12 protein-coding genes are annotated in these 18,452 nt (G+C 61.7%); all 12 read right to left on the bottom strand.

Annotated features, from left to right (window positions below; all coding sequences use genetic code 11):
- Positions 1-17: 17 nt before the first annotated feature.
- The 12 genes from AACY31_RS07965 to AACY31_RS07915 all read right to left on the bottom strand — a co-directional run bounded on the left by AACY31_RS07965 (position 18) and on the right by AACY31_RS07915 (position 18,451).
- Positions 18-398: a helicase gene (locus AACY31_RS07965; RefSeq protein WP_339479674.1), complete on the bottom strand. Its 381-nt coding sequence runs from the start codon at positions 396-398 to the stop codon at positions 18-20.
- Positions 399-750: 352 nt separating this feature from the next.
- A complete protein-coding gene (locus tag AACY31_RS28875; protein WP_445261529.1) occupies positions 751-1,290 on the bottom strand; it encodes a 2OG-Fe(II) oxygenase in 540 nt (179 codons plus the stop codon).
- A gap of 135 nt (positions 1,291-1,425) precedes the next feature.
- A complete protein-coding gene (gene leuS, locus AACY31_RS07960) occupies positions 1,426-4,023 on the bottom strand; it encodes a leucine--tRNA ligase (RefSeq protein WP_339504307.1) in 2,598 nt (865 codons plus the stop codon).
- Positions 4,024-4,521: 498 nt separating this feature from the next.
- A complete protein-coding gene (gene tagQ / locus AACY31_RS07955; RefSeq protein ID WP_339504306.1) occupies positions 4,522-5,472 on the bottom strand; it encodes a type VI secretion system-associated lipoprotein TagQ in 951 nt (316 codons plus the stop codon).
- Between the two features lie 86 nt (positions 5,473-5,558).
- Entirely contained in the window at positions 5,559-7,286 is a 1,728-nt protein-coding gene (locus AACY31_RS07950; RefSeq protein ID WP_339479680.1) for a formylglycine-generating enzyme family protein, read from the bottom strand.
- Positions 7,279-8,475 (bottom strand): ABC transporter permease, encoded by a 1,197-nt coding sequence (locus tag AACY31_RS07945; RefSeq protein ID WP_339479682.1) that lies wholly within the window; start codon positions 8,473-8,475, stop codon positions 7,279-7,281. The genes AACY31_RS07950 and AACY31_RS07945 overlap by 8 nt, the downstream gene beginning before the upstream one ends.
- Positions 8,475-9,191: an ABC transporter ATP-binding protein gene (locus AACY31_RS07940; protein WP_339479725.1), complete on the bottom strand. Its 717-nt coding sequence runs from the start codon at positions 9,189-9,191 to the stop codon at positions 8,475-8,477. Before AACY31_RS07940 ends, AACY31_RS07945 begins: the two co-directional genes overlap by 1 nt.
- Positions 9,191-12,265 carry a serine/threonine-protein kinase gene (locus tag AACY31_RS07935; RefSeq protein WP_339493034.1) on the bottom strand — a complete coding sequence of 1,025 codons (3,075 nt, stop codon included), beginning with the start codon at positions 12,263-12,265 and terminating at the stop codon, positions 9,191-9,193. The genes AACY31_RS07940 and AACY31_RS07935 overlap by 1 nt, the downstream gene beginning before the upstream one ends.
- Positions 12,262-12,993, bottom strand: coding sequence for a PP2C family protein-serine/threonine phosphatase (locus AACY31_RS07930; RefSeq protein WP_339479685.1), 732 nt, complete (start codon positions 12,991-12,993; stop codon positions 12,262-12,264). The genes AACY31_RS07935 and AACY31_RS07930 overlap by 4 nt, the downstream gene beginning before the upstream one ends.
- Positions 12,994-13,647, bottom strand: a complete 654-nt coding sequence (tagF, locus tag AACY31_RS07925) for a type VI secretion system-associated protein TagF (RefSeq protein WP_339504304.1) — start codon at positions 13,645-13,647, stop codon at positions 12,994-12,996.
- Entirely contained in the window at positions 13,644-17,144 is a 3,501-nt protein-coding gene (gene tssM / locus AACY31_RS07920; RefSeq protein ID WP_339504303.1) for a type VI secretion system membrane subunit TssM, read from the bottom strand. Before tssM ends, tagF begins: the two co-directional genes overlap by 4 nt.
- A complete protein-coding gene (locus AACY31_RS07915; protein WP_339479691.1) occupies positions 17,141-18,451 on the bottom strand; it encodes a DotU family type VI secretion system protein in 1,311 nt (436 codons plus the stop codon). The genes tssM and AACY31_RS07915 overlap by 4 nt, the downstream gene beginning before the upstream one ends.
- Between the last annotated feature and the right edge of the window lies 1 nt (position 18,452).

The following is an 18,452-nucleotide window of genomic DNA, read 5'->3' as shown; positions in this document are numbered from 1 at the left end:
CATAGAATCTGCGCGGCTCAAACATTCCTGGCCTTCTTCGGCTTCAAGTACTTGGTCAGCCCTTGGAACCAGATCACCAGCGCCGGGTTACCCTTGATCTGGATCGACTTGTCCTGGATCCCCGTCATGAACGCCAGTTGTTTGTTCTTGGCCTGCATCGTGGCGAAGCCATAGGCGGCGTCCTTGAAGGCGATGGCGAACGCAGGCGCCGGGTAAGTACCGGCCTGGCTGGTGATGCGCTGGTTTTTCACGGTGAAATGCCGGGCGACTTTACCGTCCAGGGTTTGCAGCTGGAACACCAGCTCCTTGTCGCCCAACTGCTGCTGGAACGCCGGATTGGTCCGGCTGGCCTTGCCCATCAACAGTCCTAGCATCCACAGCAGAAAACGAAATTTCATGGGCACAGCCTCGTGAGAAAAGATCGATGGCTGGCAGTTTAGCGATTCTTCGGCGCAACGCCATCATCTGATCGCTTTAGCGGAAGATAAGCTGATTTTCGCGAAAGATGACTGCCAAGTCACGAAAACAAAATCAAAAGATCGCAGCCTTCGGCAGCGCCTACATCGATTTCTGTAGGAGCTGCCGAAGGCTGCGCTCTTTTGATCTTTTTGCTCTCCTGCTCCTCGGACATTTCCTTCAAAACGCCGGGCAGTTCATGAACAAGGCAGCGCTTTAGAGCGCCGCTAAAGCAACTCCGAACCCACCGCAAAACGAACGAAAATCCGCCAACACAACTGCTCAGTAGCCAACTTACTTGGGTGCCGACTTGAAAACAAAACTGACCCGCAACGTAGGGCAGATCCTACTGGGGGAGCTGGCGCGGTGAAGAATACATCCAGGAAATATGACGATACGCCCTGGCAGAGGAGCCACGGACCTTATAATTTCCCCTCCCTCGCCGTAAAACAATAGCTCGGCCCCCCAATCCTGCTGCCAGTCGTCATGGGCAAAATAGATTGAAGAAACATTGTCCTCTCGACTACTGTCCGTGTGCGAATACCCCTCCGTGCCATAGGTATGTCCGTTGGCGTATGCCCTGAGCAACTTTTGCGGTGACCCAATTGTCGCCTCGATCTCTAACCACAGGGCACTAACCGACTGCAAACCTTGCCTGTCGGATAAAATAGCCGCACTGTCCGTCTCGCTACTGGTATCACCACCGGCAAAGTGTGAATGCCAGAAAAAATAATTATCGTTTTGAACATTAGAACGCCAACCGTATTGCCAGATCGGCTTTTTGGCCAATGAGCTCAACTGAGCGCCGAACGTTGTCGATATACCCCATCTCATACGTCTATCGGTGTCAGCTGAAGGGTGAGACGTAAACAAAAATAGTCGGCCGGAAGGCGTTAGGCACAGCGCCCGCCTTGAGAGCGGACGCTGATGTAACGGAGAGCAAGGACCGACGACCCTTGCTTCAGATGGTTACAGGACGATATTGACCAGACGCCCCGGCACAATCACGATTTTTTTCGGGGTACCGTCTATAAAGCGCGCTACTGCTTCGTCTCTAAGGGCGCAAGCCTCTATTTCTGCGCGGTCGGCCGTCGCAGACACTACGATTTCCCCGCGCAACCTACCGTTAACCTGCACGACCAGTTTCAGCTCCGAGCGAGTCAGTACGTCAGGCGATGGCGCTGGCCATTGAGATTCGAGAATATCTCTGTCGAACCCCAACTCGGCCCAGAGGACATGCGCGATGTGCGGCGTGATGGGGTAGATGACTTTCAGCAGGATTTCGATTCCCTCTCGAATAACGCTACCAGGGGCGTCCTTCACGCCCTCAAGCAGATTGAGGATTTTCATCGCACCGGAAACGATCGTGTTGTAGCGCAGCTTTTCATAGTCCCTGTTGATACTCTCCAGCACGCTATGAATCTCGAATTGAAGTGTCGAGCGTTCGTTCAGGACGTTTCGCCGCGCTGCGGACGCGATGATGGTGTCTTGGTATTTGAAGGCGAAACTCCATAACCGTCGCAGATAGCGATAGGCACCCTCGACGCCGCTGTCGCTCCAGACAATGCTTTGTGTGGGTGGCCCTGCGAAAATAGTAAACAGACGCGCCGTGTCGGCACCGAATCTCTCGATGATTTCCCGTGGCTCGACGACGTTATTTTTAGATTTGGACATTTTTTCGATGCCGCCCATGATCACGGGCAAACCATCTTCCTTGGCAACCGCCTCGATTGCCTGCCCACCATCGCCGAACCTGACGTCGACTTCCGCCGGATAGAACCAACGCTTGGTGCCGTCCTGGGCTTCTCTGTAGAAGCATTCGCGCAGCAACATGCCCTGAGTGAATAGATTCTTGAAGGGTTCATCGATATCGATCAGGCCTTCGTCACGCATCGCCTTGGTCCAAAACCGTGCGTACAGTAAATGCAGGACAGCATGTTCGACGCCGCCGATGTAGTGATCCATCGGCATCCAGTATTTCGCCGGGCCAGCGATCATCGCGCTCTGATTACCTGGCTCACAGTAGCGCATGAAATACCAGCTGGAATCGACAAAGGTATCCATCGTGTCGGTTTCACGCCGTGCGGGGCCACCACAAGCTGGACAATCGACATGCAAGAAATCAGGTTGTTGCAGCAAAGGATTGCCAGAACCGTCGGGTCTGCAGTCCAGAGGCAGAATGACCGGCAGATCCTCGAGCGGTACGGGAACATCGCCACACTTATCGCAATATATCATCGGAATAGGCGTGCCCCAGTAGCGCTGGCGAGATATTCCCCAGTCTCGGAGTCGCCAATTGATTTTTTTCTCACCGCCGTGACGGGTGAGTCTGGCACTGATAGCTTCGCTCGCCTCTTTAAGTTCCAGGCCGTCAAACTCGCCAGAATTGATCAGGACGCCTTTATCCTTCGCGGCGTATGACGCATCCCATGAGCGGTCGTCAAACTCAAGCCCTTCAATGGCAATGACCTGCCGGATCGGCAGGCCTTTTTTGCTGGCCAACGAAAAATCACGTTCATCGTGCGCCGCCACTCCCATAACCGCACCCGTGCCATACCCCGCAACCAGGTAATTCACCACCCAAACCGGGATCGAAGCGCCACTGATCGGGTGCGCCACCGTGAAGCCAGTGAAAACACCGTCCTGATCAATGCCAGACAGCTGTGCTTCGCTGGTACCGCCACCTTTGAAGTGCTCGATCACCTGAGCCAGTTCAGGATTAAGCTCTACCGCCCGCAAAGCGATTGGATGTTCTGGGGCAATCGCGCAGAAAGTCACGCCCATCACGGTTTCGGCGCGAGTGGTAAACACCGACAACCGTCCGTCCTCGATAAGCTCCCCATTCTGGTTTTTTATCTGGTGAGGGAACCCAAAACTCACCCCTTCACTTTTACCGATCCAGTTACGCTGCATGGTTCTGACCATTTCCGGCCACCCATCCAGGCTATCGATATCCCTCAACAACTCTTCGGCATATTGGGTGATAGCAAAATAATAACCGGGGACTTCTTTCTTTTCGACCAGTGCTCCTGATCTCCAACCGCGACCATTAATAACCTGTTCATTCGCCAGTACGGTTTTATCGAGAGGGTCCCAGTTAACGATTTGGGTATGTTTGTAAGCAATACCCTTTTCAAGCATTTTCAGGAAGAACCACTGATTCCACTTGTAATAATCAGGATCACAGGTTGCGACTTCACGGTTCCAATCAATACTAAGCCCAAGGGGACTCAGCTGCGCCTTCATGTCTTGTATATTTTGACGCGTCCAGGCAGAAGGTGACTGATTGGAAGCCAGGGCAGCGTTCTCTGCGGGCAGCCCGAAGGCATCCCAGCCCATTGGCATCAGGACGTTGAAGCCTTTCATGCGCTTTTGTCGCGCCAGTACATCATTGATGGTGTAGTTACGGACGTGTCCCATATGCAATTTCCCCGACGGGTACGGCAACATGGAACATGCATAATATTTAGGTCGCGAAGTATCCTCGAAAACCTCAAATGTTTTTCTGGCAGCCCAATCTGCCTGAGCCCTTGCCTCGACGTCGGCCGGATTATAATGTTCCTGCATAAACTTCTCTCTTTACTTTTTGATAAGTAGAAAGATCTCATGACCTTCCGTGAGTCAGCTAACCCGTATTTCGTTAACGCCCTACCATACAATACAAATCCGAACACGTTCCAATCGCGTTCCTGCGCCATGCGCGTTCGACCCGCAAGACAATTCGCAGGATAAAGAGCGCCGTTAGCACAGGTTTCCAGAATGGGAGAGAGATCCGCGAGGGGTAGCCAAAGGACTTTGTGGGCTACAAGAAGGACGTTGAACCCGCGTCATGGCGATTGTCTGCAGGGTTTATGCAAGCCGAAAAATCCTTCGACATACACGCGACCAGCAACGGCCAAATCGCCAAGAAGCTTTGCACTACATTGCGGACTTGCCCGCGCACCATCGTGGGGTTGCAGTCAACATCGATGCCTGAACCAACGCTGTCACGAGCAAGCTTTTCCACCGTTTTATTGTTGATCATTCCCAAGCGGGTGCAAGGGAATGATCAACAACATCGCTCAATCAAACATTCGGGCAAGGCACCGGTGCCCAGTCGCCCAGGTCCGGGTTTTTGCACATGCTGTTGACCTGGCTGGTGCCGGCGCTGGCAACCTGCCTGCTTTCATCCTGCTTGGCCTTGGCGGTCTGCAGGGTTTTCTCGGTGGTCACCGCTTCTTTCGGCACGGTTGGCAGCACCGGTTTTTTCGCCGGCTTCGTGGCTTTCTTAGTCTTGGTCTTGGTCTTGGTCTTGGACGGCGCCACAACCGGCTTGGTATCGGCGGTGGCCACGATCACCACGTCATTACGCTGCACACCCACTTGCTGCAGATCTTTCTCGTAAGCCTGGGTGTAGTTGTTCAGGTCCTCGGACGCTTTGCCATTGACCACGACAATCAGGTCGTTCGACTCTTTCAGGCCGGAGACGATTTCTGCCAGGCGCTTGCGGCCTTCAGTGTCGTTGACGGTCTTGGCCTTACGGTCGGCAACCAGTTTGCTGAACGCGTTCTGGTAGCACTGCTGCGAGGTCTTGGCGTAGGCGGTGCTGCGATCGATGTCGGAGACGCTTTTGTTGACGTCGGTGGCGTAGGACGCGATGCGCTGATTGTCATCGGCGATCTGCTTCTGACGCTCGGTGTAGTAACCGGCGGCACCACCGGCCAGGGCGCCGCCCGCGGCACCAATGGCGGCGTTGCGGCCACGGTCTTCCTTATCGGCGGTCAGGGCGCCCAGCAGTGCACCGCCGACGGCACCGACGGCCGCGCCGGTGACCACGGACTTGGTCATGTCGCCTTCGGTGGCGCGCAGATGCTGCACCGGCTCGTAGCAGTTCGGGTAGTACTCGACCTTGGTGCTCGAGGCGACCTTGGAGGTCGGCGACGTGGCGCAACCAGTCAGTACGGTGCTGAAGCCGACAGCGACCATCAGCAGGTGACGCTTGGAAACCGAAGCAAAAGGTTTACGGGAGAAAAGCATAGTTGTGTTCTCGTTTTAAGTGTTGACCAGCTCAGCGCGGCGCTATCGCCGCCTGGGCCCCTTCCAAGCTCGCTGACAACGAACGCTCAAGACCGCTGAGCGTTCGATGCGAGCAGCTCCTTCAATATCGCCGCCGGGTCGGCTCGTTTTTGCTGACGATAGCCCCCGACATGACGAACGAATAACGTTGCACGCGCCACCAGGCTCTTGCCCAGTACCGGTTTGCGCTCAAGCTCTTCCTTGATGCGCTGGAACTGCGCCTGGATCACGGCATCGGTGTAGCGCGTGCCGGTCGCCAAGTTGTCGATATAAATCGCCACCGCGCCATCGAGCGCACTGCGACCGTTGTTGATGGCCGTGGCGAACAGCTGGGCGCTGGCCGCGTCCTTGGCATCCAGGGCGGCTTGCCGACTGTTCTGCAGATTGGTCAGGCGAATGTTGTAGTTGTTGATCGTCTCAGCCACCAGGGCCGACGACTGGATCAGGTTGCCCGCCGCTTCCTCACGCTGCTGGGCGATGAGCGAGACGTTACGCTTGAGCTCTTCGTTGACCAGCCCCAGCTCGGCTTGCAGGCGCGGGTCGATGCTGGCGGCGATGATGCTGTCCAGGCGCTTGGTCGGGTCTTCGGCTTCGTCGATCGCATCGGTCAGCGACGCGAGCCGACCTTCTTTCTGCCACTGGACAAACAATTCCTTGTAGCGCGAACGCGGCGCCAACAACGCACCAATGGCCACGCGAAAACCGGTGGCTTCGTTGCTTTGCTCGGTGCCGTCGGCGGCGAACAGCGGGTATTCGCGGCGCATGCCGGTGAACAGTGTGCCCTCGCCTTCCAGGTAGTTGCCGCCCTTGACCACGAAGCCACCATAGGCGCCCTGGCGGCGACCAGCGTGCACCAACTGGAAGGATTCCTGGACCATCTCGGCGGCGTTGCCGACCACGTCGAACAGGCCAATGGGGTTCGGCAGCTTGGTGCCGATGGGCATCAACCGCGCCGCCTGGCCAGTGCCGCCGGCGACTTGGTTGAACACCGCCCAATCGGCCAGCGGCCCGTCGCTTTCACTGCCTTCCAGGCGCCTTGGGAACAGCCGCCCTTCCAAGTCCTGACGGCTCACGGCCTGCCCGCCTCGGGCGGCGAATTCCCATTCGACTTCCGTCGGCAAGCGCACGAAACCCAGCCCGCCGTCTTCGGCGGAAGTGCCGCGACCGCTCACCGGCAGCAAGTCCTTGTGGTATTTCATCAGCCAGGCGCTGTACACCGCCGAGAAGCGCTCGGCCTCGAACTTCGACAGTTTCACCTTGGGCAAACGCCCGACCACGCCCTGGGGCAAATCGGCTTGCAAGGTTTCGCAGGCCGGCGCCGCTTCGCCGCTGGCAAGCGATTGCGCCTGGGCCATGACCTGAGCGTATTGCCGGGCCGTGACCTCGTACTTGCCAATGAAGTACAGCATCGGCTTGAGCGGCGTCTTGGCATTGGTCTTGGGCATCAACGGCGTGATGGTCTTGTTCCAATCCTTGGGCAAGTCCTTGAGGGTGAACTGGCCGTTGATGAAGTCGCGCCGGTAGCCGGAAATGAACGACTGTTTATAGCCCGCCTCGCCTTCACTGAACGGGTAACCGAGGCTGACCTCGCGGTCATCCAGGGTGCCCTGGGCGAGGATGTAGACGTAGCGGAACACCATGTGGCCATCACACGGCAGCGGCAGGCTGACGTCGTCGGGCAACGGCTTGGGGTTGTCCAGCTTGTCCGTGCCTTCATCGGCCCAGACCAGACCGGCCAGGCTCAGCGCCACGGCGGCGCCCAATAACTTATACATCGCGAATTCCTTCACACGCTTGGATGCGCGCCACACGCCAGCCACCACAAGCTGCCGCCACGGCACTGACGCCGAGCACAGCCACCAGGGCCAACGCGTAATGACGCACCAGCAGATGACTGGCGTATTCGCCAGGCATCTGCGCAAATAAATAATTCAGGCCCGACTGCGCCAAGCCATACAGGCCAGCACTCAGCAGGGCCGCAAACGTGGCGCTGTAGAGCGCCTGCAACACCACGAACAACAACAGCGCCGCGGTAGAAACCCCCAGCAGGCGCAACACCGACAGCTCCCGGCGCTTACGCTCGACCGCCGCCAAGGCACCGGCAAAGATCGCCGCGAACGCCCCGGCCAACGCCAACCCGGCGATGATCCAGAACACGATCGACAGATTGCGACTCAGCGATTGCACTTGGGCGATGGTCTGGGCCTGGGTCGATACCAGCAGGTTTTGCCCGACGAAATACTGCCGCAGCGGCTCGACATCGCCGAGGCTGCGAGCATACAAACGAAACGCCGGGTAGACCCGCTGCCCGCTCACACCCACCGCCTCCCCCGGCCAGCCGAACGCGGGCACGGCACGGCCGTCACGGTAATCCTCAGCCGCCTCCAGCAACGCCAGCGGCGCAAACAGGCCGTCCCGGGCGAAGGCTTCCAATGGCAGCACGTGCAGCACCTGCACGCGCGTGCGCTGCGCCTCGCTGCGACCGGCCACCTGCCGGCCGAAACTGGCCTGCAACCAATCGCCGGCCTTGGCGCCGAGCTTTTCAGCGGCGGTCTGGCTGAGCACCACTTGATCCAAGCCTTGGGGCACCGGCAAATGATCGAACAAGGGATCGTTGGCCGCGGTGGGGATCATCTCGACCGTGACGGTCGAAGCATCGCTGCTCAAATCCGCCGTGGCGGCGATTTGCCGGGTGCGCGGCAAAGCAAAGGCCACGCCGCTGCGCAGGCTCAATTGTTCGACGAACTCGGCACTGAACCGACCGCCGCCCAAGGGAATGATCTCCCGGGTGGCCGGGTCGTTCTGCAAGCGTTCAGTGAGGCTACTGACCAGGCCGAACTTCAGGCCGAACAGCACCAGCAGCGGTGCCACCACGGCCACCAAAGCCAACACCGAGCAGGCCGACAGCCACGCATCGTTGCGGTAATCCTGCCAGGCCAGGGAAGCCACCAGCGCGCCGCGCATCAGCAAGCCTCCCCAAGGGTGGCGGTGACACCGCCGTCGACATCGCGACGGCAACTGATGCGCCGCACCTGCAAACCGCTGGCGCGGGCCAGCGCTTCGTCGTGGGTCGCGACCACACAGCACACGCCGTGCTCGCGCGCCTGGGTCACCAGCAACTGCATGACACGCTCGGCGTTTAGCGGGTCGAGGGCGGCGGTCGGTTCATCGGCCAGCAGCAGACGGGGCCCATGGGCCAAGGCCCGGGCACAGCTGACCCGCTGACGCTGGCCGACGGACAAATCCGCCGGCTTCTTGTCCAGTTGATCGGCAATGTCCAACTGCCCCGCCAGGCGCGTCACGCTTGCGTCATCCTTCAAACCCAGCAATTTGCGCGACAACGCGATGTTGCCGCGCACATCCAGGAAGCCCAACAGGCCGCCGGTTTGCAGAACATAACCCAGGTAACGGCTGCGCAACTCGGCCAAGGTACCCTGTTGAGACGCACGCCACAGTTTGGCGATGTCCAACGGCGTGTTGGCAGGTGTGAAGTCGAACTGCCCGGCCTGATCCGGCGCCAATACCAGCGCCAGCAAGTCCAGCAGTGTGCTCTTGCCACAGCCGCTGGGACCGACCACCGCCAGTTGTTCACCACCCCGTAAGTGCAGCCGTGGAATCACCAGGCTGTAGCGCTGGCTGCCGGTGCCCCGGCTTTTGTGCACGGCGTTCAGGGTCAGCATCACGGCAGCGTCGACAACGGAACGCGGTACAAGGCATCACCCGGCTCGGCATCGCCGAAGCGCACCCAGTTGGCGAGGTCGTTGTGGAAGGTTTCGTAGAGACGGATTTTCGAATCCAGCTCGTCGATGAAGTCTTCCTGCTCGGCCACGCTCAAGGACAGCCACAAGTCCTGGGTCATGTTCAACGACTTGCTGCGGTACGGCAGCCCTTGGAGGTACTCGCCGAGAATCCCGCCGTCGGCCAGGTTGCCGCCCTTGCGCAGGGCCGCCGGGTCGCGGCTCATGTAGGCACTGGCGCTGGCGATTTCCTGGAAGAAATCCTTGGGCGAACTCTGGGTCTTGCGGGCCGCGTCGACGATCAACTTGAGCGACTGTTGCAGGTCGTTGAGTTGCAGCTTGGTCAGCATCACGCAGACCTGGAACGCCGGCAACGCCGGGTTGGTCAGGTCGCGGTCGGCGGTCCAGGCGCTGACCAGTTGCGGCGCCTGACTGGCGGATTTACGCCCCAAAAAGTCCATGTGCATCGCGTAGCCAACCGCGGCCGACTTGTCGGCCAGGCTCGGCGCCGCGCTGAGCAGCGGCACGCTTTGCGCCTTGTTGCTGCGCACCTGATGGACCAGGTCGGCGAACACCGAACCGATCTCATCGACGCGCTCGCCGAACTTGCGCACGTCAGCGCCCGGCACCGGAATGTACAGATCACCGATCTGCGGGTTGGCGTCGGCCGTCAGGATGCGGTATTGGCTCTGGGCGCCGGCGTGGGTTTTCTTGCCGGCGTTGCTGAGCAAGTGCAGGGCGTAGATCTTGATCTGCTTGCCCAGGGCGGCCTGGCGGACTTCGGCTTCGTTCATTTGCGTGGCGGCAAATGGATCGTTCTTGCGCAGGGCACCGGCGTCGGTGACCAACAGGATCAAACGTCCGCCGTAACCGGACCAGTCCATGCCTTCGACAGCTTCCATGACCCCGGCGAACGCATCTTCGTTGAACGAATGGCTCGACACCGTCGATGCCTTGACCTGCCGCGCCAGGTCCAAGAAGCGTTGCGGGTCGCGGCCCTGCTCCAGAGTGATCAAGGTCTTGGCGACGTATTCCAGGCCCGGGGTTTTCTTGATGCTGCTGCGAAAACCCACCATGGCGAAGCTGACGCTGTCCAACTCGCCGCGCTCGGCGATGCGGGTTTGCAGCTCGTGGACCACATCGCGCACCTGGTCGATGTAGGGCTGCATCGACACGGTGGTGTCCACCACCAGCACCACGGCGGTGCGGAACGCGTCGGCGTTGGCGGTGGTGATCGGCGTATTGGTCGTCGCCCTGGGGGTGTTGCCCGGGTCGATGGACGCCACGTTCAGCAACTGCACCAGTTGGCCGTTTTCATCGAGGCTCTCGCGGGAATCGAAGATCGGCAACAGGTAGAACTGGTTTTGCGGCACGGCGCTGGCGGCCGGTTCCAAGGCCAGCACTTGCTGGTCTTCTTGTGGGTTTTTCTGCGCCTTGAGCAACACGTTCTTGGCCGCCGAAGGGTTAGCCAAGAGTTTTTCCACGTCGCCGGGCTGACGCAGGAACATCACTGGCGCGCGGCCAGAACGTTCAGTGAACTTGAGCACCAGGCTTTGCTTCCAGTCGCTGACCTGGGCGGCGGGCAACCAACCGTCGCTGCGCCCGTCCGTAGCCGCGCCGACCCGCACCCACGAACCGCCGTCGATGTCCTTGCGCTGATACACGTACAACACGGAAAACGCCGGCAGCGCCTTGCCCGGCGCAGCGCCCGGCGCCTCGGCGAGTTTCGCCCCCGGCTTGCTGAGCACACGCTGGAACAAGGTTTTCTTGCCGGCCATCAACAGCGGACGCTGACCGCCATCGGCCTCGGTCGCCCCCGGCGGCTGAACTGGAGGGGCAACGGGTGGCTTGACCGGCGGCACTTCGGAAGGCTTGACCGAGGTCGTCGTGGCCACCGGCTTCTTCACCTCTTTGCCGTCATCACCGGCCAACCACCAATAACTCGCGCCACCCAACGCCAGCGCCACGGCGACCGCAACGGCAGCCAGGGCAAACACCGGCCCCTTGCGTTGCTCCGACACCGAGGGTTGGGCCGTCGGTTTTGTCGGCGGCGGCGCTGGCTTGGGCTGCGATTGTGGCTGCGGGGGTGAGTCAGCCGGGCCGCTGGGAATGTTGATGGACATGGGCGTCAAACCCGCCAATTCATCCACCGGTTTCGGCGTCTGCGGCAGTAGCGGCGACAACGGCCGGATCAGCGTCGCGTCCGCCGACTCGTCTGGCAGGTTATCCAACGCCCACAGCAACGCCGCCGCGTCCGGGAAACGCTCCGCCGGATCCTTCGCCAGCAGCTTGCGCAACACCTCCTGATAACGGCCGTGGTGCACCGGCAATTCCGGCAACGGTTCGGTCAGGTGCGCCAGGGCCGTGGACAGTGCGTCGTTGCCGGTATACGGCAGCTTGCCAACAAGGATTTCGTAGAGCACCACGCCCAGGGCATACAGGTCGGCGCGGCCGTCGATGTCTTGGCCTCGGGCCTGTTCCGGGCTCATGTAGCTGGGCGTGCCGACGGCAAAGCCGGCCTGGGTGAATTGGGTGCGGTCGTCCAGGGACTTGGCGATGCCGAAGTCCGAGAGCACCGCCGTGCCGTCGGCGCGGAACAGGATGTTGGCCGGTTTGACGTCACGGTGGACCAGCCCCAACCCGTGGGCATAACCCAGAGCCGAGGCGATCTGGCGGATGTAGATCAGACCCTGCTCCGGCGTCAGGCCCGCGGCGATGCGTTCCTTGAGCGTACCGTTGGGCAAGTACTCCATCGCCATGTAATACAGCTCACCGACATTGCCGATGTCATGGATGGTGACGGTGTGCGGGTGCGACAGACGCGCCAGGGTCTTGCCTTCTCGCAGGAAGCGCTCGCAGAAGGTCGGGTCGGCGGCCAGGGCTGCCGCCATCACTTTCAACGCCACCTTGCGTTCCAGCGAACGCTGGGTCGCCAGGTACACGCTGGCCATCGCGCCTTCACCGATAGGCCCTTCGATGTCATAGCCGGGGATGACAATGTTCAGGGTCAAGCTCATGACGGCACCTTCACGACCACCACGGTGATGTTGTCCGGCGCGCCACGCATCAGCCCCAGGGACACCAGGCTGCTGGCGATTTCGCCGGGCTCGTCGTGATTCAGCACTTCGCGGATTTCATCGTCCTCGACGGTCTTGGTCAGCCCGTCGCTGCACAACAGGTAACTGTCGCCAGGCACCAGCAGCAGCTCAGTCAGCGCCAGGTTCAGTTGCGCCTCGACGCCAATGGCCCGGGTGACGATGTTGGCCCGCGGATGCACCCGCGCCTCGGCTTCGCTGAGCAGGCCGCTGTCCTGCAAATCCTGGACGTAGCTATGGTCCCGGGAAATGCCTTCGAGCACGCCGTCGCGCAGGCGATACAAACGGCTGTCACCGGCCCACAGGCACATGCCGCGCAGGTCGCGGGCGGCCAACACCACCACGGTGCTGCCCATCATCGTCACGCCACGGTTGGCGGTTTCTTCACGCACGGCGGCGTTGACCCGCAACAGGTCGCTTTGCAGCGCCGCGACGTATTCGTCCAGCGAGCGCCCGACGGCAATGCTACGCAGGCTGTCGACGATCAGGCTGCTGACGTAGTCGCCCGCCGCGTGCCCGCCCATGCCATCGGCCACGACCCAGAGGCCGTTTTCCGGCAGGTCCAGGCAGGCGTCTTCGTTGACCTGACGGACCATCCCGACATGGCTCTTGCTTGCAGACTTGATTGCTTTTCCGGCACTTGGACGCATCTACACAACACCTTCTTGGCCGAGCAAAAATTGCGCAAAATCAGCCGCCGCCGGCAGTCCCTGGCAGCGCATCAAACCCGGGGCAATGCGTTCCGATCCCTGACCCCACCACAGGCTCGCGCCTTCGCAGGCCGCCTCGGCGAGGGCGCTCATGCGCCGCTGCTGGTCGGTGGCATCGAAGCGATGCAGGCTGGCAAAGCGACTGCTCGGCGTGCGCGGCAGGAACATCGGGCAGCCCAAGGTTTCCAGCTCCGCGCTGAACGCCTCGAAACTGGCCTCCACACTCAACGTGCTTAGCAACAGGTTTTCGACCCGCTCAAACCACTCGTCCGCACCGCCCACCACGGACGCCGGGTCCGCGTCGGGCTCCAGCAGCATCGCGACGGTCAGCGGGAAATAGCGGCCGACCCGGTCGATGCTCGGCATCACCACCCCGACCGCGGCGTCCGGGCCACACACACCCGGCGCGACCATGAAGCGCCACAGCGGGCTGACCAGATAAGCGTCCAGCCAACGCTCGCCAAGGTTGGTCTGGCTGGCGAGCAAACCCGCCGCCAACCACGAATCCCACGGGCCGATAAAACTCTGGGGCAAGCCACGGCTGACGAAATCTCCGCGACTGGCCAACTTTCCATAGAAGCCCGGCGTACTCATAGCCGCTCCGGCAGGCTGAAGCCAGTGAGCACCCGGCTCTTGAACGGGTTGAAGGCGCTGCCGGCCCGCAACTCGTAAGAGGCGCTGGCGCCATCGACCCGCAGCCGCAGGTTGAAGCGGTCCGGCGAGTTGCCGGCGGTCAGGTCCGATTGCTCCAACAGCCGGAACCAGGCCCACGGTCCATCCAGAGTGATGCCGGAGCGACCGCTGGACGACGGCGGCATGATCGAGATCCGCACCACGCCGATGCTGCCCGGGTTCGGCCATTGCATGGCGGTCGGGCGGCTTGGGCCGTGGTCGTAGCTCAGTTGCTGGCCGTCGAGGTCAAGCAGGAACTGGGTGATGGTCGAGTCCATCGCCACCGGTTTGAGCTCGAAACGCACCATCGGCTGCGTGCCGCCGGAACGGAAGAACGCATCGCGGATGGTCGCCGCGCGCTGGAAGGTCTGCAGCACGCCAGGGGCGATGCCGAGCTTCTGCGCCGCGCCCGGCTGCCAGCGCCAGGTCGGGGTCGAGGTGTCGACGTAGGGTTGCAAGTACTTGCGGAAGTAGTTGTCCATCACCCCGCCGACGCCGAAGAACTGGCCGAAGTCATCCAGGGTGGCGTCCCGCGCACTGCCTCGCGACATCGGATAGCGCCCGGCCAGGGACTGGCGATAGATGTTCACCACTTCGCTGGTCCAGGCGGCGTTCAGTTGGTTGCGCACCCCGCCCATCATGCTGTTGGTGGTGGAGTTGACCACCGACTTGACCAGCCCCTGCACCAGCGGTGGCTGGCGTTCAGCGTTGAGGCTGACGCGCGTAGCGGCGGCCGCGGCCTGGTTCTTGGCTTCGCCGAGCAAGGCGTCGCCGCTGGCACCGACCATGGCGCTGACCTGCACGTACAGAGCGTTCATGTCCGCCAGCAAGCCGTCGATGGCCGCCGGCTCGCCTTCGTTTTTGCTGACGATGCTGTTGAGCGCGGCAAAGTGCGCGGTGATCGGATCATCGCTCGCCGCCGGCACGTTTTGCGTCGCCTGCTCCTGGCCGAGCAAGTTGCCCAGGCGCTCCTTGAGTTTGTCCACACCGCCTTCTACCGGTGCACCTTGGGCGGCCAACCGGCGCTCATCCTGTTGCAGGTCGGTTTCCTTCGCCACCGCCACCAGCAGTTTTTTCAACGGCGAGGTCGGCCCAGAAATCACCCGCAGCACATCGGCGGCCTGGGCCACGCTGGTGATCGGCACGAAGTCGATGTCGGCCAGCAAGGCGTCCCATTGGCGCAGGTAGTCCTGGAAGTACAGGCGACGCACATCGGCGGCCAGGCTGGCGACGTTCTGCTGATCGGCCTCTTCGCGGCCCAGCACCCATTGTTCTTCGGCCAGGGTGCCGGTCTGGCTCAGGCTGGCGAGCAAGAAGCCCTGGCGGTAGCCCTTGACGGTGAAGAACCCACTCAACGGCTCGCCCAACGGTTTGCCGCTCTTGCGGCTGAACACCAGCGCCGCGTCACGCCCGGCGGCTTCGTTGATGCGGAAGTCCGGGATGCCTTCGGGCAGTTTCTGGCGCTTGATCCGATCATAGACCCGCTGGGCCACCGGCAACTGCTGCAACTGGCGACGCAGGTCTTCGATCAGGCGTGGGTCGAGGCGCGCGACGGGCGGACGCCGTTCGAACAGCGCCTGCAAATGCGCGGTCAGGGCCTGACGCTGCTCGGCCGGCAAATCGCGCGGCAGGCTGCGGTCCCAATCCAGGGCGATCCAGGCCTTGATGAAATCGGCATCGGAGTGCTCGGAGTCAGCGAGCATCAGGTAAGCCTTCAAGCCTTCGTAGAGGAAATCCGAAGTGCCGCCGCTGTGCAGTTGCTCTTCGATGCGCGTCAGCAGACGTGGCGCGAACACCGCGATCAGCAGCTTACGGTAGACGCTGCGGGACTCGGCTTCAAGCATGTCGCCCTGGTACAAGCCCAGGCCTTCGGCCCAGCTCGGGGCGTCGTCAGCCAAGTGTTTCACGGCGTTGAGCAACGGCAACACGGCAAGGACCTCACGTTGCGCCGGGCTGAGGTTCTGCACAGTCTGGCCCAACGGCGCGACCTTCTGGTCGACCTGGGCAATGTAGGCCTGGTTGGCGCGGTAGCTGACCCACCACAACGAGCTGACCACCAGCACCAACACCACGGTGGAGGCCAGTACACCGCGAGCGATCCACTTGCGCCGTCGCTCGACTTTCGGATCGACGCCCACCAGCCCGCGCTCGGCGAAGGCCACGGCGGTGAAGAGTTTTTCGATGAAGTAGCTGCGCCCGGTGTCGGTCTGGCGCGCCAGGTGCTGACGGTCCAGGTTCATGCTCTGGGCCATGGAGCCGATCAGGCGATCGATCGGGCTGCCTTCCTGGGTGCCACTGGTGAAATACACCCCGCGCAGCAACACACGCTCTTCAAAGGCGTTGGGTTTGAACACGCCTTCGAGGAAGCTTTGCAGGCAATCTTTCAAGGCGCCGAACTGCTGCGCGAAACCGTAGATCAGATCGCGCCGCGCCGGGTCGCGCTCTTGTTGCAGGCGTTCCACCAAACGGTCGTTGAGACGCTGCTCAAGGCCGGTGAATTCACTTTGCAGATGCGCCAACGGGCTGTCGTTGCTCTTGCCATCGTCCAGGGCGAAGGTCATGCCCCAGACCTGGGCGCGCTCTTCCTTGCTCAGGGTATCGAAATACTCCATGAACCCAGGCACCAGATCGAGCTTGGTCAGCATCAGGTAGATCGGGAAGCGCACGCCCAGTTGGGTGTACAGCTCCTGGATCCGCAAGCGAATCGCCGCGGCATGGGCGGCGCGCTCGGCGTCGCTGCCCAGCAGCAGGTCAGACAGGCTGATGGCAATGAACGCCCCGTCAATCGGGCGCCGCGCCCGTTGTTTTTTCAACAGGCCCAGGAAACCCAGCCATGCCGCCTTGTCGATGGTCGCGTCACTGTCCTGGGTGGTGTAGCGGCCGGCGGTGTCGAGCAAGACCGCCTGGTCGGTGAACCACCAATCACAATTGCGCGTGCCACCCACGCCACGTACCGCACCGGCGCCCAGTTGCGCGGCCAATGGGAAATGCAGCCCGGAGTTGACCAGCGCGGTGGTCTTGCCCGAACCCGGTGGGCCGATGATCACGTACCACGGCAGCTCGTAGAGGTTACGGCGCTCGTCACCGCCCAGCTTGGCTTTCTTGAGCAGCGCCAAGGCTTCGTCCATGCGCTGGCGCAGGGTTTCGAGCTCCTCGGCGGTGGCGATGCTGGTCGGGTCCGGCGGGGTTTGCGCGGCCAGGCTGCGCATCACTTCGGCGGCCTGACGGCGCGCCTGGATGATGCGAAACACCCGGTAGGCGATCCATACCGCGAACACCAGGATGATCAAGGCCCAGCGCCGGCCTTCGGGCACCAGCCAATCGAGCAACGGACCAACGAACCAGATGATCAGGCTCAGGGCGATCAGCCCCAGCAATGGGATGACCCAGCGGGTCATAAAACTGAAAAACGCCTTCACTCGACCCCCTCCGCCAATACTGTGATTTCAACCCGCCGATTGCGCGCACGTCCTTCTGCGGTGGCGTTGGACGCCAACGGCTCGGTGTCGCTGCGGCCTTCGGCGCTGAAGCGCTCGGACTGACCGGTCTTGGCCGAAAGAATGTGCAGCACCGATTGGGCCCGTGCTTCGGACAACGCCCAGTTGGACGGGAACCTGAGGGTGGCGATCGGGCGATTGTCGCTGTGCCCGGTCACCAGGACCTGGCCCTTGACCTTGCGCACCGCATCGGCGATGCGCAGCATCAGCGGCTGGAAATCGTCATTGATGCTGGCGCTGGCCGAGGCGAACAGTTCATCGCCACGGATGGTCACCACCGAACGGTCGACGGCGTCTTCCACGGCAATCCGGTTGGCTCGGATTTCATCGGCAAGGAAACCGGCCAGCCGTGGACGCTCGACCACTTTCGGCTGCAACACAGGGCGATCGATGGTCTGCACCGGTATTTCGCCCAAAAAATGAATGTTCTTGAACACCGGTTCGGCATCGGACGCCAGCTTCATGCGCAGGCCGAACAGCAGCGCCAGCAACAGGGCTGCACCGATGGCCACGGCGATCCACGGCGGCATGAATTGCGCCAGTCGATCACGGGCCACGGTGACACCGCGCCAGTGCGGCGACAGCTCGCGCTCGTAGTCGCCACGCGCACTGCGGATGACGGCGGCGGTGCGCTCACGCAACGCTTCCAGTTGGCTGCGACCGTCGTTCATCACCCGGTAGCGCCCCTCGAAACCCAGGCACATGCACAGATACAGAAGCTCCAGCAGATACAGGCGCTCGCGCGGGCTTTGCAGGCAATGCTCCAGCAACTGGAACACCTTCTCGCCGCCCCAGGCTTCGTTGTGCACGGTGATCAACAGGCTTTGTTTGCCCCAGTCACTGGTGCCGCCCCACGGCGTGCTCAGCACCGCTTCATCCAACGCGGTGCACAAGGCGTAGCGGGCCAGCAACACATCGTTGCGCACCACGCCGGCGGCCTCGGCGCGCTCTTCGAACTGGCGCAGGTAGGCCAGCAGTTGCGCGCGCAAACTGGCCGGCGCCGGGTGGGCAATGGTATTGCGCAGACGCGTCAGCAGGGCCAGCAGCGGGCCGGCGGCGCGTTCCAACGGGTTAAGCCCCTCGGCCTTGCCAGTCAGCACCGGTGCGGCCGGCATCGACAGCGGTGCAGGCGCAGGCGTCGGCTGTGGCCGACCAGCGTCCGGGCGAAAAGGATCTCCACCACGGCCACCGGGCGTCGGCATGAACTGGGTACGATCGTCGTTACTCATC

The organism is Pseudomonas sp. RL_105y_Pfl2_101, assembly GCF_963970585.1.
GTDB lineage: Bacteria > Pseudomonadota > Gammaproteobacteria > Pseudomonadales > Pseudomonadaceae > Aquipseudomonas.
The sequence above is the reverse complement of the archived record's forward strand: the minus strand, read 5'-3'. Positions and strand labels throughout refer to the sequence as shown.

Bases quoted from the DNA above. Each gene is read 5' to 3' on its own strand.
- AACY31_RS07965 (WP_339479674.1), bottom strand. From the start codon at position 398: ATGAAATTTCGTTTTCTGCTGTGGATGCTAGGACTGTTGATGGGCAAG.
- AACY31_RS28875 (WP_445261529.1), bottom strand. From the start codon at position 1,290: ATGAGATGGGGTATATCGACAACGTTCGGCGCTCAGTTGAGCTCATTG.
- leuS (WP_339504307.1), bottom strand. From the start codon at position 4,023: ATGCAGGAACATTATAATCCGGCCGACGTCGAGGCAAGGGCTCAGGCA.
- tagQ (WP_339504306.1), bottom strand. From the start codon at position 5,472: ATGCTTTTCTCCCGTAAACCTTTTGCTTCGGTTTCCAAGCGTCACCTG.
- AACY31_RS07950 (WP_339479680.1), bottom strand. From the start codon at position 7,286: ATGTATAAGTTATTGGGCGCCGCCGTGGCGCTGAGCCTGGCCGGTCTG.
- AACY31_RS07945 (WP_339479682.1), bottom strand. From the start codon at position 8,475: ATGCGCGGCGCGCTGGTGGCTTCCCTGGCCTGGCAGGATTACCGCAAC.
- AACY31_RS07940 (WP_339479725.1), bottom strand. From the start codon at position 9,191: ATGCTGACCCTGAACGCCGTGCACAAAAGCCGGGGCACCGGCAGCCAG.
- AACY31_RS07935 (WP_339493034.1), bottom strand. From the start codon at position 12,265: ATGAGCTTGACCCTGAACATTGTCATCCCCGGCTATGACATCGAAGGG.
- AACY31_RS07930 (WP_339479685.1), bottom strand. From the start codon at position 12,993: ATGCGTCCAAGTGCCGGAAAAGCAATCAAGTCTGCAAGCAAGAGCCAT.
- tagF (WP_339504304.1), bottom strand. From the start codon at position 13,647: ATGAGTACGCCGGGCTTCTATGGAAAGTTGGCCAGTCGCGGAGATTTC.
- AACY31_RS07915 (WP_339479691.1), bottom strand. From the start codon at position 18,451: ATGAGTAACGACGATCGTACCCAGTTCATGCCGACGCCCGGTGGCCGT.